Origin of the sequence: Anaerocolumna aminovalerica (assembly GCF_900115365.1) — a bacterium.
Lineage (GTDB): Bacteria > Bacillota > Clostridia > Lachnospirales > Lachnospiraceae > Anaerocolumna > Anaerocolumna aminovalerica.
In genome coordinates this window covers 45796-60964 of sequence record NZ_FOWD01000021.1, presented here as the reverse complement: position 1 = coordinate 60964, position 15169 = coordinate 45796, and the positions used below count along the sequence as shown (strand labels likewise).

General features: G+C 35.2%; 10 protein-coding genes. 8 read left to right on the top strand and 2 right to left on the bottom strand.

The window, feature by feature from the left end:
• Positions 1–149: 149 nt before the first annotated feature.
• Complete coding sequence (gene dhaL / locus BM183_RS12500) at positions 150–776, top strand: dihydroxyacetone kinase subunit DhaL (protein ID WP_091687214.1); 627 nt, start codon at positions 150–152, stop codon at positions 774–776.
• Positions 777–1025: 249 nt separating this feature from the next.
• Here dhaL and BM183_RS12495 read toward each other — a convergent pair whose 3' ends face one another.
• Positions 1026–2039 (bottom strand): LacI family DNA-binding transcriptional regulator, encoded by a 1014-nt coding sequence (locus BM183_RS12495; RefSeq protein WP_091687213.1) that lies wholly within the window; start codon positions 2037–2039, stop codon positions 1026–1028.
• A gap of 508 nt (positions 2040–2547) precedes the next feature.
• Here BM183_RS12495 and BM183_RS12490 point away from each other — a divergent pair.
• The 6 genes from BM183_RS12490 (at position 2548) to namA (ending at position 11449) form a co-directional block, all read left to right on the top strand.
• Positions 2548–4260 carry a methyl-accepting chemotaxis protein gene (locus BM183_RS12490; protein ID WP_091687212.1) on the top strand — a complete coding sequence of 571 codons (1713 nt, stop codon included), beginning with the start codon at positions 2548–2550 and terminating at the stop codon, positions 4258–4260.
• Positions 4261–4551: 291 nt separating this feature from the next.
• The gene (locus BM183_RS12485; protein WP_091687211.1) at positions 4552–6264 is read left to right on the top strand and encodes a methyl-accepting chemotaxis protein; all 1713 of its coding nucleotides are present in this window, start codon (positions 4552–4554) and stop codon (positions 6262–6264) included.
• A 164-nt stretch (positions 6265–6428) separates the two neighbouring features.
• Positions 6429–8180, top strand: coding sequence for a methyl-accepting chemotaxis protein (locus tag BM183_RS12480; protein ID WP_091687210.1), 1752 nt, complete (start codon positions 6429–6431; stop codon positions 8178–8180).
• Between the two features lie 338 nt (positions 8181–8518).
• Positions 8519–9277 (top strand): CpsB/CapC family capsule biosynthesis tyrosine phosphatase, encoded by a 759-nt coding sequence (locus BM183_RS12475; RefSeq protein ID WP_091687209.1) that lies wholly within the window; start codon positions 8519–8521, stop codon positions 9275–9277.
• Between the two features lie 183 nt (positions 9278–9460).
• On the top strand, positions 9461–10396 hold the full coding sequence (locus BM183_RS12470) for a magnesium transporter CorA family protein (RefSeq protein ID WP_170847996.1): 936 nt from the start codon (positions 9461–9463) through the stop codon (positions 10394–10396).
• 27 nt (positions 10397–10423) lie between these two features.
• Positions 10424–11449: an NADPH dehydrogenase NamA gene (gene namA, locus BM183_RS12465; RefSeq protein WP_091687207.1), complete on the top strand. Its 1026-nt coding sequence runs from the start codon at positions 10424–10426 to the stop codon at positions 11447–11449.
• Positions 11450–11965: 516 nt separating this feature from the next.
• On the opposite strand, the gene BM183_RS12460 is transcribed toward namA, so the two are convergent.
• Complete coding sequence (locus BM183_RS12460; RefSeq protein ID WP_091687206.1) at positions 11966–12991, bottom strand: LacI family DNA-binding transcriptional regulator; 1026 nt, start codon at positions 12989–12991, stop codon at positions 11966–11968.
• A gap of 413 nt (positions 12992–13404) precedes the next feature.
• Here BM183_RS12460 and BM183_RS12455 point away from each other — a divergent pair, with 413 nt between their 5' ends.
• Entirely contained in the window at positions 13405–15162 is a 1758-nt protein-coding gene (locus tag BM183_RS12455) for an extracellular solute-binding protein (RefSeq protein ID WP_170847995.1), read from the top strand.
• Positions 15163–15169: the final 7 nt, after the last annotated feature.

The following is a 15169-nucleotide window of genomic DNA, read 5'->3' as shown; positions in this document are numbered from 1 at the left end:
GTGTCACTTCTTGCATGACAGATGAAGCATGCAACGGGAGTTTGCGTGAAAAATAAAGGAATTCTTCACAAAGTGAATTGTAAAACAATTTAATTTGAAATTATTATGCGATTGCCCCAATTCGGGTAATGGCGGAATGGAGAACAACTATGAATAGAATATATATAGTCAGACTGTTAAAAGAGATTCAGGATATTATGGATGAAAACAGAGATTATCTCATTGAGCTTGACAGTGTAGTGGGAGACAGTGATTTAGGACTTACTATGAGCGACGGTTTTGCTGCAACTTATAAAGCTGCAGCAGATAGTGATGAAATGGATATTGGAAAACTTCTGTACAATGCAGGTAAAACCATGTCTACTGCAGTTCCGTCCACAATGGGTACACTTATGGCTTCTGGTTTGATGCAGGCAGGAAAAGTATTAAAAGGCAGAACGGAATTAACAGATACGGATATAGCGGATATATTTGAAGCTTATTTAGAAGGTGTAGCTAATCGTGGAAAAGCTAAAGTGGGGGAGAAGACATTTCTGGATGGTTTTGATCCGGCAGTAACAGCACTAAAAGAAGCTTTGAACAATGGAGATACACTGGCTGATGGGGCAACGAAAGCCAGAGAAGCAGCAGAGAAAGGATTTAAGAATACGACCAATATGGTTGCTGTTCACGGAAGAGCCGCTACCAGGGGAGAAGCATCAAGAACATTAGAAGATCCAGGAGCAGCTGTAGCTATGCTTATTATGAAAGCATTTGAAAATTCTACAGTTGAATAAATAAGAAAATACTTATATAGTATTTTGAATAAGATAAAGTATGTGTACCTGAAAATTGTCATTCTGACCGCAGGAAGAATCTCAAAGATTTTTCCTGTGGTTGGCTGACGTTTAATCCCTCTATTTAGTTTGAATAATAAATTTAGCCTTTAGGATATAGCTGCAATTATTGATTAATATAATTATAATTACAGCTATATCCCAAAGGCTTATTATATTTATAATTTAATTTTGCGAGTTCGCTACTCTTTATTCTATATTAAAACCATACTCACAAGTGCTATGACGAACAACTAAAGTAGCACCAATATGGCTTTTAATAGAATTGCCCGTTGGGTCTTCAATGGAATTAAGTAAGTGTTTTAATGCTATACTGCCTATTAATTTCTTAGGTACATTCATAGTGGTCAGGGAAGGTGAATTAATGGCTGAAAAATGAATGTCATCAAATCCGATAATAGAAATATCCTTTGGTATTTTGTAACGATATTCTTTTAAGGCTTTTATTGCTCCAATAGCTATTGTATCGTTATCAGCAAATGCACAGCTGGGAAGTTTTGCACCTTTTTCCAGATAGGCTTTCATGCTGTTATAAGCCCCCAATAAAGTTGGTGTCAATAAGAATTCGTTGGCGGGGTTAAAATTTAAATTTAATTTATTACATGCTTGATAAAACGATTCGGAACGTTCTACGAAGTTTTGGATACTCATGTCACTTCGAAAATAGGCAATATCTTTATGTCCAAGTGAAGCCAGATAGGATACCGCCTGATTAACGATTTCCTTATTAGCTATAACAACACAGTTGCAATTAAAGTTTGGCATTACATTGTCTATTACCAGAAAGGGTATAGGTATTTTTTCTAGTAGAGGGTATGTGCAGGATTCCAGTTCTGTTCCTAAAAAGATTAAGCCCTGATAATTGCTGTAATTAATATGAGAAAGGGTATTCTCCAAATTATTTTCTGATATTATAATACTCAGATCATATCCCTGGTTTCGGCAGTCATTTTCTATGGAATCCATAATGGAAGAAACAAATCCTGTATTTTCTTCAACAATCATACCATTCTTAATATATTTTATAAAAAGTATATGTTTGGGAGCTTTATTTATCTTTCTTGGAAGGGTATAGTTATACTCTTCCAAAACGGATATGATATGTTTGCGTGTTTCTTCCCCTACACCTTTTTTATTATTTATTACAAGAGATACAGCTGCTGGCGATACACCGGCTATTTTAGCTATTTCCCGAATATTCATTGTAATTATTACACTCCTTTCAAGTCCCACTTCTGGGCGTACTCCCTATAGGAGGGGTAATGTATATGAAATCACTATTTGAGTTTAATATAAATACAAAAGAAAATCAATTACATTATAAGTGATATTACTTCCCGGTTGCAACTTCAAACAAGGAACGAACCATAAAAATTTACAACGAACCTAAAAGAAACTTTTTAACTAAGAAATTAATGAAGCTTTTTTTATTTAATAACAATTTGAGTTGAACACACTTAGGTGAAATCAACTTATTTAGTATTTTAATCAACAAATTATTCAAAAAGTATTTGCATTATCTTACATACTAGTGTACAATAAAGATTGGGAAATTATTCTATGTTAATATTTTCAATAACCTAATAATGAATTCATCATTTCAAAGATTATTTCATATATTCCACAATCATAATACGGATAATACAAAGTTGATTTTATGATATTCATAAGGTTAAAACGAAAAGTAATATACCTTAGGAGGAAACATTTCATGATGTTTTTAAGAAATCTAAAAGTAAAAACAAAATTAATTATTTCTTACATTGCCTTGGCTGTATTGATAACCATAATTGGGATCTTTGCCTCCGATTCATTAAAGAAAGTAGCAGATAACTCCAATTATATGTATCTGGATAAAGTACAAGGAGTCAGCCAATTAAAAGGAATACATATAAATATAGCGGAAGTGGAAAGAGACTTATTAAAACTAATATATGTTAAAGACGAGGCAGAAAAATCTGGACTGATTAACACAATGCAGTTAAATACATCAGATAACACACAACTGCTTAGTAGTTATGAGAAGTTACTTCTATCGGAAACAGAGAAAAAGAATCTGCCTATTTTTAAAAGCCAGCTTGAGGAATATAGAAATCAAAGAAAAGTATTATTGGATTATGTAAATAAGGGAGATTATACAAAAGCAGAAGAACATTATGAAAGCTTATCTGAAATCAGAACAGCTATGCTAAGCAGCCTGGATATTATGGTTAAAGCCAGTTTAGAGAATGCGAAGGCATTTAATGAAGAAAACCGTGCCATATATCTTAGTTCCAATGTGTTAATGCTGGCATTGGCAATTGTGGGTCTGGTAGTTGCAATTCTACTAGGAGTCCTTATGTCAAGAGATATGGGCTCTGCATTGGCTAAAATCAGGGAATTTGCAACCAGATTATCAGAATATGATTTCTCCACTGGTATTGACATGAAGAGAAGAGATGAGTTTGGACAGACCGTTTCTGCATTAAATGTGGCACAAGATAATGTAAGCAATTTAGTAAAGTTGATTATGGAGAATTCGCAGGAAATGAGTGCAGCCAGCCAGGAACTTTCTGCTACAGTGGAAGAGTTGACATCTAAAGTAGAATACATAGATAATGCAGTAAAACATATTGTAGTTGGAATACAGGATACCAGTGCAACATCAGAGGAAATTACCGCTTCCGTAGAGGAAGTAGACTCCAGCATCAACGTATTGTCGGATAAAGCAAGAGAAGGCAGCAATAATGCCGGAGAAGCAAAGAAAAGAGCAACTGAAATCGAGAAAAAAGGAACCGATGCTATAACGGAGACCAGAGCCCTGTATGCTGAAAAACGAGAGAGTGTATTAAAAGCCATTGAGGACGGAAAAGTAGTTGATAACATTCGGGTTATGGCAGAAACTATAGCAAGCATTTCGGAACAGACCAATTTACTTTCACTAAATGCAGCCATTGAAGCTGCCAGAGCAGGAGAACAGGGAAAAGGATTTGCTGTAGTTGCAGAAGAGATAAGAAAACTGGCAGAACAATCTTCCCACGCAGTATGGGCTATTCAGGAGACTATACTAAAAGTACAGGAGGCATTTAGTAATTTATCAGATAATAGTAATGATACGTTAAAGTTCATTAATGAGAATGTGGATCCAAAGTTCGAAGAATTCGGATATGTAGGAACCCAGTATTATAAGGATTCCGATATTACCAGTCAAATGTCTGAAGAAATAGCAGCCATGTCTGAAGAACTGGCTGCATCCATTGATCAAGTCAGTGCTGCTATTCAAAATATTGCAGTAACTGCACAAAAATCAAATGAAGATGTGGAAGTGATAAAGAGCAGTCTGGATGAAACTTCCAATGCAATACAGCAAGTAGCATCCACAACACAAAACCAGGCTGAACTAGCGGCGAAATTAAACAATACAGTATTAAAATTTAAGATTTAAAAAGGGAAGGTATCGAATACTGCATATACAGCAGAGCTCGATACCTTTTTGCCGTAGGCTGTTGTATGCTGTATTATCAGCGAGATATTCCCTAAAAGAAGTTGCATTAGCCAATTTACTGATGTACAATTTTATAGGATTACCATAATATTCTATAAACTTGTTAAAAAGTTATAATAAATTCATACTAAGATTTTAGTTTGTATTCAATTACAAATACAGACAGATCAATTTTTACTGGAAACATTCGAATGAAAAACAAAACTAACATACCTTAGGAGGAAATGTTCTATGTCGTTTTTTAGTAATTTCAAAGTAAAGACAAAGTTAATTATTTCTTATATTGCCTTGGCTGTACTGATACCAATACTTGGTTTCTTTGCCTCCAATTCATTAAAAAAAGTAGCAGCCAATTCTAATTATATGTATGTGGATAAAGTACAAGGCATCAGTCAATTAAAAGGAATGCATATAAATGTGGAAAAAGTGGAAAAGGATTTATTAAAGCTGATATATGTAAAAGATGAGGCAGAAAAATCAGCACTGATTAATACAATACAGTTAAATACATCTGAGAATACACAGCTCCTTGAAAGTTATGAGAAGCTATTTTTAACAGAGACGGAACAAAAGAATCTGCCCCTTTTTAAAAGCCAGCTTGAGGAATATAGGAATCAAAGAAAAAAGTTAATAGAATATGTGAATAATGGAGAATATACAAAGGCAGAAGAACTTTATGAAGGATTATCCGAAATCAGAACTGCTATGTTAAGCAGCTTAGATATTATGATTAAAGCTAATTTAGAGAATGCAAAATCATTTAATGCAGAAAACCACGGCATATTTGTCAATGCCAATAGGCTAACGATTGTTTTAAGTGTTTTGGGATTAGTAATTGCCATTATACTCGGCCTTATTATGTCAGGAAATGTGAGTTCTGCATTGACTAAAATCAGGGAATTTGCCACCAGATTATCGGAATATGATTTCTCCGCCCGCATTGATATGAAGAGAAAAGATGAATTTGGACAGACTGTATCTGCGTTAAATATGGCACAGGACAATGTAAGTAGTTTAGTAAAATTAATTATGGAGAATTCACAGGAGATGAGTGCGGCCAGCCAGGAACTTTCTGCTACTGTGGAAGAGTTGACATCTAAAGTAGAATACATAGATAATGCAGTAAAACATATTGTGGTAGGAATACAGGATACCAGTGCAACATCAGAAGAAATTACCGCTTCCGTAGAAGAGGTGGATTCCAGTATAAACGTATTATCCGATAAAGCAAGAGAAGGCAGCAATAATGCTGGTGAAGCGAAAAAAAGGGCAAGGTCAGTTGAGAAAAAAGGAACGGATGCCATAATGGAAGCAAGAGCCCTGTATGCTGAAAAACAAGAGGGTGTGCTTAAAGCCATTGAAGACGGAAAAGTAGTTGATAATATTCGGGTTATGGCAGAAACTATTGCAAGTATATCGGAACAGACTAATCTACTTTCATTAAATGCAGCCATTGAAGCTGCCAGAGCAGGAGAACAGGGAAAAGGATTTGCTGTAGTTGCAGAAGAGATAAGAAAATTGGCGGAACAATCTTCCCATGCAGTATCCGCAATTCAGGATACCATATTGAAAGTACAGGAATCATTTAGTAACTTGTCTGGTAATAGTAATGATATATTAAAGTTCATTAATGAGAATGTGGATCCAAAGTTTGAAGAATTCGGAGAAATTGGAATCCAATATTATAAAGATTCCGATATAACCAGTCAAATGTCTGAGGAAATAGCCTCCATGTCGGAAGAACTGGCTGCGTCCATAGATCAGGTCAGCGCTGCCACTCAAAATATTGCAGTAACTGCTCAAAAATCAAATGAAGAGGTAGAACTGATAAAAGACAGCCTCGGTGAAACCACCAGAGCAATACAGCAGGTAGCAGCTACAACACAAAGTCAGGCGGAACTTGCAGCACAACTAAACGATACAGTATTAAGATTTAAAATTTAAATGACGGAAGGTGTCGAAAACTGTTATAATAGAGCGGATTTCGACACCTTTTTTGTTGCTTAAGTCCTGATTATCCATTATAATAAAATCCATGAAATATAGGGTTTAAATGCTTATAAATCAGACGAAAGATTGTAAATAAAAATACAAAGGAGGAATACCTCATGAGAAAATCGAAAGAAAAATCTATTGGTATTAAATTGATAACTGTAACAACTATTCTCTTAGTTATACCATTATTAATAGCTGGAATTTTCAGCTATCAGATTGCAAAATCGGAACTAGATAAAAAAGGTCAGGTTATTTTAAAAAATGGTGTAAAACAGGCTTTGGAAGTTATAGATCTAAAACAGAAAGAAGTGGAAAAAGGTCATCTTACACTAGAAGAAGCCCAGGAGCAGGTAAAGACCTATTTAATCGGAGAAATGGGAAGTGACGGTAAAAGGCCTATCACTAACAATTTGGACTTAGGTGAAAATGGTTACTTTATTGTATACGATGAAACAGGTACAGAAGTAGCCCATCCTACTTTAGAAGGAAAAAATGTATGGGAAACCAAGGATTTGGGCGGCAATGAATATCTTTTTGTTCAGGATCAGATAAAAGTAGCACAAAACGGGGGTGGATTTGTATATTATACCTGGAATCTACCGAATTCCGAAAGACTTGGGCCCAAAATCACATATCAGGAAAAAGATCCTAATTGGAACTGGATTGTTATAGCAGGTTCTTATATGGAAGATTATAATAAGGGATCTGTGGAAATTCTGAAAATACTTCTTCCTGTTACAGCGATCACTACAGTATTAGGCTTATTTATTATCATTTTGTTCACCAAACATATTACAGGACCAATTAAACAAATCAGGAATAATCTAGATGAGGTGTCCAAAGGTAATCTTTCAGTCAGCAGATTAAGCATTTCAAATAAAGATGAAACCGGAATGTTAGCCCAGTCCTTTAACACAATGCTTGGTAATATGAAAGGAATATTAGGAACAGTTAAAAAATCAGCAGATACGGTTATGGATTACTCTAATTCATTGGCACAGATTACCGATGAAACTTCCACAGCAATTAATGAAGTGGCTGCATCTATTCAGGAAATTGCACAAGCTGTTGGTGAAGAGGCCTCCAGCTCAGAAGATGCGGTAGTAAAAATAGAGTCTTTATCAAATAGTATTGAAAACGTAGCAAAATCCACGGAAGACCTTTTAAGACTTGCTACAGAAACCAATCGATTAAGCGATGTGGGTTTACAGGCAGTTGAAAAATTAATACAGAATACAGAGGTCAATAACGAAACGGTTGCTGAAATCAGTAATATTATTAATAAAGTTAGTGAAAGCAGCCAAAATATTAATATTATCACTGATACCATTACACAAATATCTCAGCAAACTAATTTGCTGTCCTTAAATGCTTCCATAGAAGCGGCAAGAGCAGGGGATGCGGGCAAAGGTTTTGCGGTTGTGGCAGATGAAATAAGAAAGTTAGCAGAGCAATCCAGCCAATCGGTAAATCAAATTAAGAATATAATTAATGAAATTCAATCCTATTCTAATTCCTCTGTGAAAGCGGTTGAAAATATTAAAGAAGTATCCATGGAGCAAACCAGCTCTGTAGAAGATACCAAAAATGCATTTATGGATATATCAAAATCCGTAAAAGAGTTATTCCAAAGTGTAGATCAAATCGAGGATGAAAATAATTACATCAAAGACAGTAAGAATGAAATTATAGATATCATCGGTAATATATCCGATTCCGTTCAGCAGACATCCGCGGTAACGGAAGAAGTTTCTGCTTCATCAGAAGAACAACTGGCTGAGATGGAAGAAGTAGCCAGCCATTCTAATGAACTGAAATCTTTAGCCTTTACACTTCAAGAAGCAGTGGATAAATTTAAACTGTAATACAAGGCTTCTTGTAGGGTGTTTTATAAATATGAATCCACTGAAGAGTTTCTTTCAGTGGATTTTTATGAAATGAGAACTTTTAGCAGCAAATTTGGCTCAAGGAATTGCAGAATGAATAAAAACGCTGACAAAATGATAATTTATTCTGTTTAGAGCTATATATATTCGATATTATTTGACAAAATTCTGTATATTTTGGTACAATAAAGTAAGTGAAAATAGTGATAGATCCTTTGACATCAGTATTCTAGACTATAAGTAAGAATGTCGTAATCTGTTTTTGTTTGTCGGATATAATCATTTGATTCTTATATACGAAAGGAGTAATATTAATTATGGAAGGTTTTATAGATATCCATAGCCATATAATACCTGATTTAGACGATGGTTCACCCAATATGGATCAGACCGTTAACATGTTAAGAATTGCCTATAGAGATGGTATTCGTTCCATCATAGTAACACCTCACAATCAACGGGGTAAATACAGAATTACCAATACCCAGATAAAATATCATATGAATGAATTACAAGAACATATAAACTCCGGTTCATTGCCAATTACTCTTTATATGGGAAGTGAAATTTATTATTCCTATGATACCGTACAGCTCTTAAAGGAAAATCAACTTCTTACTTTGGCAGATTCAAGATATGTTTTGATTGAATTTCCACCTACTTCAGAATATACCTATATTAAGAATGGACTTAATGACCTCTGTGCCGCGGGATATCTACCTATATTAGCACATGCAGAACGGTATAAGAATATTACATGTGAAGTGGAGCGGTTTTATGAATTGATCTGTATGGGAGTGTACATACAAGTGAATGCTATGACAGTAACCGGAGATAATGGAAGACCTCAGCAGATTATATCCAATGAATTGTTAAAGAGAGATTATGTTCATTTTATAGCCACAGATTGCCATAGTGATGGTATTCGTGCTCCAAGGTTGTTTGAGTGTGTAGACACTATTCGAAGAAGATACGGAGAAGCTTATGTCAACAGATTATTAATAGAGAATCCAGGTAAGGTAATCCGCAAAGAGTATGATATAAAAGTGCATAAAAAGATAAAATGGAGTGAGTAGTCCTGGTACTTGAAAAAATGGTAATATTATTGAGTGGTTTGGGCGAGTATAGTATTATCAATTAGTGAAATTCTTTTTTCATACATGCAGATGGATTGGCATGCATAGAATGAAACTCATTTGTTTATTTGAATCAGAATGAGTCAGGCTGGAATAAAACAGATATTATTAAAGGATGGAATCATGATATATTATGTTGATAAGGGAAAGCTCTTAGAGGGCGGAGGCTCAAAATTTCATTTTAATCAGGAAGAACCATATTTATGTTTATTTAATGAAGAAGAATTACTTCACTATTCTAAAATATTTCATATAAGTAATGGAATCGTAAAAGATATTCTGGAGGGGCATAGTTTTAAATTCGAAAGTTATGAAGGGTTCGATCTAATTTCATTGAACATTCCTACTGTAACAGATACAGGCAGTTTTCTAAATCACATAACCATATATTTTCGAAAAAATTTGCTTATATTTGTATGTGCTAATCCGGAAGAACTTACTATTTTAGAAAGAATTGAATCAGACCTGGAGAATGAGGAGAGTGAAAAGGATAATCTTTCCCTTGGAAGAATCCTGGAACTGTTCTTTGACTATTTAACCAAGACCGATTCAGTAAAATTAGATCATCTGGAAGAAAAGATTTCTTCCTTGGAAGAATCTATCATGACTTCCCGAAACAAAAATTATATTACAGAAATCGTACATTTGCGTAAAAAGCTTATGGGATATAAAAGATATTATGACAGACTGTTGTCTGTTACAGAGGCTATTGTGGAGAATGTAAATGGTCTTCTTTCTAAGAAAGAAATGCGTTATTTTCAAATTATTACTGACCGAAACAGAAGACTTTTAGAAAGTTTGCGTTTTCTGCAAGATTATCTGTCCCAGATAAGAGAGGCATACCAGACCCAGGTGGATATTAATCTTAACAGCATCATGAAACTGTCAACGGTCATTACTACGATTTTTCTGCCGTTGACACTGGTTGCAGGCTGGTATGGCATGAATTTTGATATGCCGGAGTATCATCTGAGTTTTGGATATCCTATGGTGATTGTAGGCAGTTTAGTATTGTCGCTGCTGATTATAATTTATTTTAAGAAACATAAGTGGTTCTAATATAGCGCCGGAAGAAAGGAGAAAGTAATGTCTAAATTATTTACACCTTATCAGATTAAGAATCTGGAGTTAAAAAACAGAGTTGTAATGGCCCCAATGTGCATGTTCAGTGCTGATACCAATGGTCATGCAAATGATTGGCATTTTACTCATTATGCCGCCAGAGCAGTAGGCGGAGTGGGACTTATTATACTGGAAGCAACAGCAGTAGAAGCAAGAGGCCGCATCTCTGAACATGACCTTGGGATATGGAAGGAAGAACAGGTAGAAGGACTGAAAAAGATTGTGGATTTATGTAAAGCCCATGGATCAAAAGTGGGCATCCAATTAGGCCATGCAGGAAGAAAATCAGAAGCTATGTCAGAACCCAATATCGGACCTAGTGCCATTGCCTATAGTGATGATTACAGAGTTCCGGTAGAAATGACAAAGGAAGATATTAAAAATGTAGCAGAGGCTTTTAAAGAGGCAGCAAGAAGGGCTGATCTGGCAGGCTTTGATACTATAGAACTTCATGGAGCACATGGTTATCTTATCAATCAGTTCCTTTCTCCATTAACCAATAAGAGAACCGACGAGTACGGTGGAAATGCAGAGAACAGAAGCAGATTCTTAAAAGAAATCTTACAGGCTATAAAAACAGTATGGCCTGAAGAAAAGCCTGTTATCCTCAGGGTATCTGCTGAAGAATATGGGGAAGAAGGAAACCATGATGTTGATGTAGCCAACATGATCAAAGATTTAAAAGAAGAAGGACTGGATCTGATTAATGTTAGTTCAGGCGGCGTAATTAATGTGGTACCAAGGGCATATCCGGGCTATCAGGTAAAATTTGCCGAAACAATAAAGCAGATTACCGGACTGCCGGTAATGGCAGGGGGACTAATATCCTCTCCTTCCATGGCGGAAGAGATTGTCCAGAACGAAAGGGCAGATTTCATATTCTTAGGAAGAGAGCTTCTAAGAAATCCTTACTGGTGTTTACAGGCGACTAAGGAGTTAAGAGATGAGATTACTTGGCCTAAGCAATATGAAAGAGCAAAGTTAAAATAAAAAAATGTTAAACTTTAAATGAACAGTTATCAAGGATACTAATACTCTTCATTTTTACATCCATTGCATATCGCATCTGCTTGAAGATGCGATATGTCCACAAAAGGAGCTTTGGTCCAATTCCAAGAGGAAACAGCATATATGGAAATAGGTGCTTACGATAGTACATAAGGTATTGAAATATCAACAAAAATATATCTGTAAGTAAAGGAATGTAATTCTTAAAGTAAATTCATTAAAAATGCATAATTCAGCTTTGCTCTATTATTCCGGGAATCCATAAGATAGTGCTCCTTGAGCGACACTTATAGAGAATGAAAGCATTTCTAGTAATGAATCAGATGAATTAGTTATATTATAGTGCGAAAGTGTGCTCTATTAACAAATGGTTATTACGATCACACTTTTGCATTTTTTTATTACACTATGAATGAACATCTACATTTTTAGTGCTGTGATTAATACTTTTTTATTAATTAGGATAGAAAAAGTACGAAATTGTCATAAAATACAACTTCATTGATATTGATTACAGGACTGTCTGGGAACAAGTTCAACATCCAACGTTATGTTAGGGTCTTCAATATTTTTACTCTCAATGGAATCCAACAGAAGTCTGACACTTGCCTCAGCTTTCTGCTTAACATTCTGGGAGATTGTAGTCAACATAGGTGTTATAAGTTCGCCAATATGAAGACCATCAAAACCAACCAGCGATAAGTTGTTCGGAACAAAACAACCATTACATTTAGCACCATTGATTATACCGATAGCCAGAATATCTGCAGTTGCGAATACAGCAGTACAGTTGAATTCATGATTAGCGATTCGGCGGCCAAGATTAAGTCCATCCTCATAAAAAGTATCTGTCTTAATAATCATATCATCTGTAAATGGAATCTGGGCTTCTTGCAAAGCAGTGAGATAACCATTAAAACGATGGGCAATAATTTTATTTGTCTCAGAATAAGGTCCTGCGAAAGCAATTTTACGGTGCCCATTTTGAATAAGGTATTTTGTTGCAATATAACCACCCTTATAGTCATTAATTCCAACGGTCAATGCCTGGGAGCTAGGTTCAACGTAACTATCTATAAATACAGTTGGGAATGGAGATGTATTTAATATATGGTTAATAACCGGTTCTTCCTGATAGGTTAAAAAGATTGCGCCATCAATATTCCAATTCTTTAAAATATATGAGATATTATCCATATCTTGATCTGAAACTGAGCGGATGATGGTAAAATAGCCATTTCTGCGAATCAGCGTTTCGATTTCACCAAATAATTCACTTAAGTATGGATCGGTAAAGTAGTTACATAATGAATCCTTACAGGATAGAATAATTGCGATTAATTTGGAAGATTTAGAAGTAAGACTACGGGCATTGAAATTAGGTACATAATTATATTTTTTAACTAAATCGTTTATTTTCTGTATAGTCTTTTCTGAAACTCTTTTGTGTTTTCCATTAATGACATTAGAAACTGTCATTTCACTGACTCCGGCTTCCGCCGCGATGTCTTTTAACGTAGCCATATGAGAATAACCTCCTAAAAGAAAATAGTTCAAATAATTTAAAAGATTTAACGGTAAACTCTATATTATAAAATATTTAATAGAGTATAAATATTTAATAAATAACTGTTATTGAAATCAAATAATAGCTCTAGATATATATTATCTAATATCATTGTAAAAGTAAATAGTATTAAAAAAATAAAGCAATATATTTGTTTTCTTCATAAAAAAATGTTAAAAGACCTCGTCTGAACAGAAGCAATGAAATATAAAGTTGTTTATTACTAACAAAAATTATAAATTAAAACATAAAATAATTAATTTATTGCTTGACACAAAATATGATGTGTAATATTATACTAGTAGGTTTAGCGCTAAATCAATTTAAAGAATCTCAAAGTTTCAAACGAAATGACCAGGGAGGATTATGTATGGGAAGAAATCTCAGAGAAAAATTAACTGCAATTTTATTAGTTACATGTATGACAAGTATAATGTTGGTTGGATGTAGTAATAATGATTCGGAAGTTTCAAAGTCAGCAATAGGGCAGAAAGATAGCACATCTGACACATCGGGAGATTCAACAGAAGATGCTTGGATGCTTGCAAAAACAACCCCTGATGCACCATATCCGGAAACTGTTATTTATACAGTAGGTGCGACTGTTACTTCAAGTATTAAATTTCCGGAAGGCTCCAATGATACAACAACTGATAATGGTTATACCCGGCTTTACAAGGAAAAGATTAACATTCAGAATACGAACAAATTTGAAGCTTCAGATGGAGAAGATTACATACAGAAAGTGTCAATGGCAATTACAACCGGAGATTTGCCAGATATTATGCGGGTAGATGATTATGCCACCTTCAAGGAACTTGTGGACAATGATTTGATTGAGGATCTGACAGATGCTTATAACAACTGTGCAAGTGACTTGATGAAAGAGATTTATGCGTCAAACAATAACAAAGCACTTGATATGGCAACTGTTGATGGCAAATTATATGCTATCCCTACTACTCAGATTTCAGGAGGTCCAGAACTGTTATGGTTACGTGGGGACTGGATGGATAAGTTAGGTTTATCAGAGCCAAAGACATTAGATGACATAGCAAATATTATTCAAGAGTTTATAGAGAAAGATCCGGGTAAAAATGGCTCTGGTAAAACAGTTGGCCTTGCATTGATTCCTAAGTACAATAATCAATTTTTATATGGCAGCTATGCTGGCGGATATCAGGCTAATAATATCTTTACGATATATGGAGCATTCCCCAAACAGTGGATTGCACAAGCCGATGGCAGTGCGGTATATGGCTCTGTACAGCCTGAAATGAAACAGGGCTTAGCTGTTTTGTCTGACTGGTATAAGAGAGGGTTAATTGACCAGCAGATTGCAGTGCGCACAGAAGACGATTTGAAAGGACTTATTGGCAATGGTCAGTGTGGTTCTTTCTTCGCCGGGTGGTGGGCACCATATCATACAGTTTCTTCTTATACCTTGAATCCCGATGCTGAGTGGAGAGCATATGCAGTTCCAGTAGGTAAAGATGGTAAAGTAACTGCATATACAAATAACCCGGTTCAGAATTACTTTGTAGTAAGAAAAGGCTACGAACATCCGGAACTGTTAATCAAAGGTAAGAACGTATCACTTGCTTACAACCAGAGTTCTCAGGCATTTTCAGATACCAGTGATACTGTTAAGTACTACCGTGATACGGTTAACGGTCAGTACGGACTGGACCCTTTGGGTGGGTTTGATTACTACAATGCGGCGCAGCTTTCCTATCAGCATATATCAGAAGCCCTTGAAGGTAAAAGGGATGAACATGATATGACAATGTATGAAAATACATTATATGAATCCTGTAAGAGATATCAGGAAGCAATCGATAATAATCAGAAACCGGAAACGGATGATTGGTTAAATTATCAGTGTCGTATCGCCGGAGGAAAAGTCCTGAATGATACACAGATGAATCTTGTGGATCCTGTATTCTATAATCAGACCGAGACGATGAAGCTTAAATGGGCTACTCTTGTGAAGATGGAAGAAGAAACAATGTTAAAGATTCTTACAAACCAGGAAAACATAGACTACTTTGATAAATTTGTTAAGGATTGGAAAGCGGCTGGTGGAGATCAGATTACACAAGAAGTAAATGCGGCAATTGCTAAATAATGTTTAT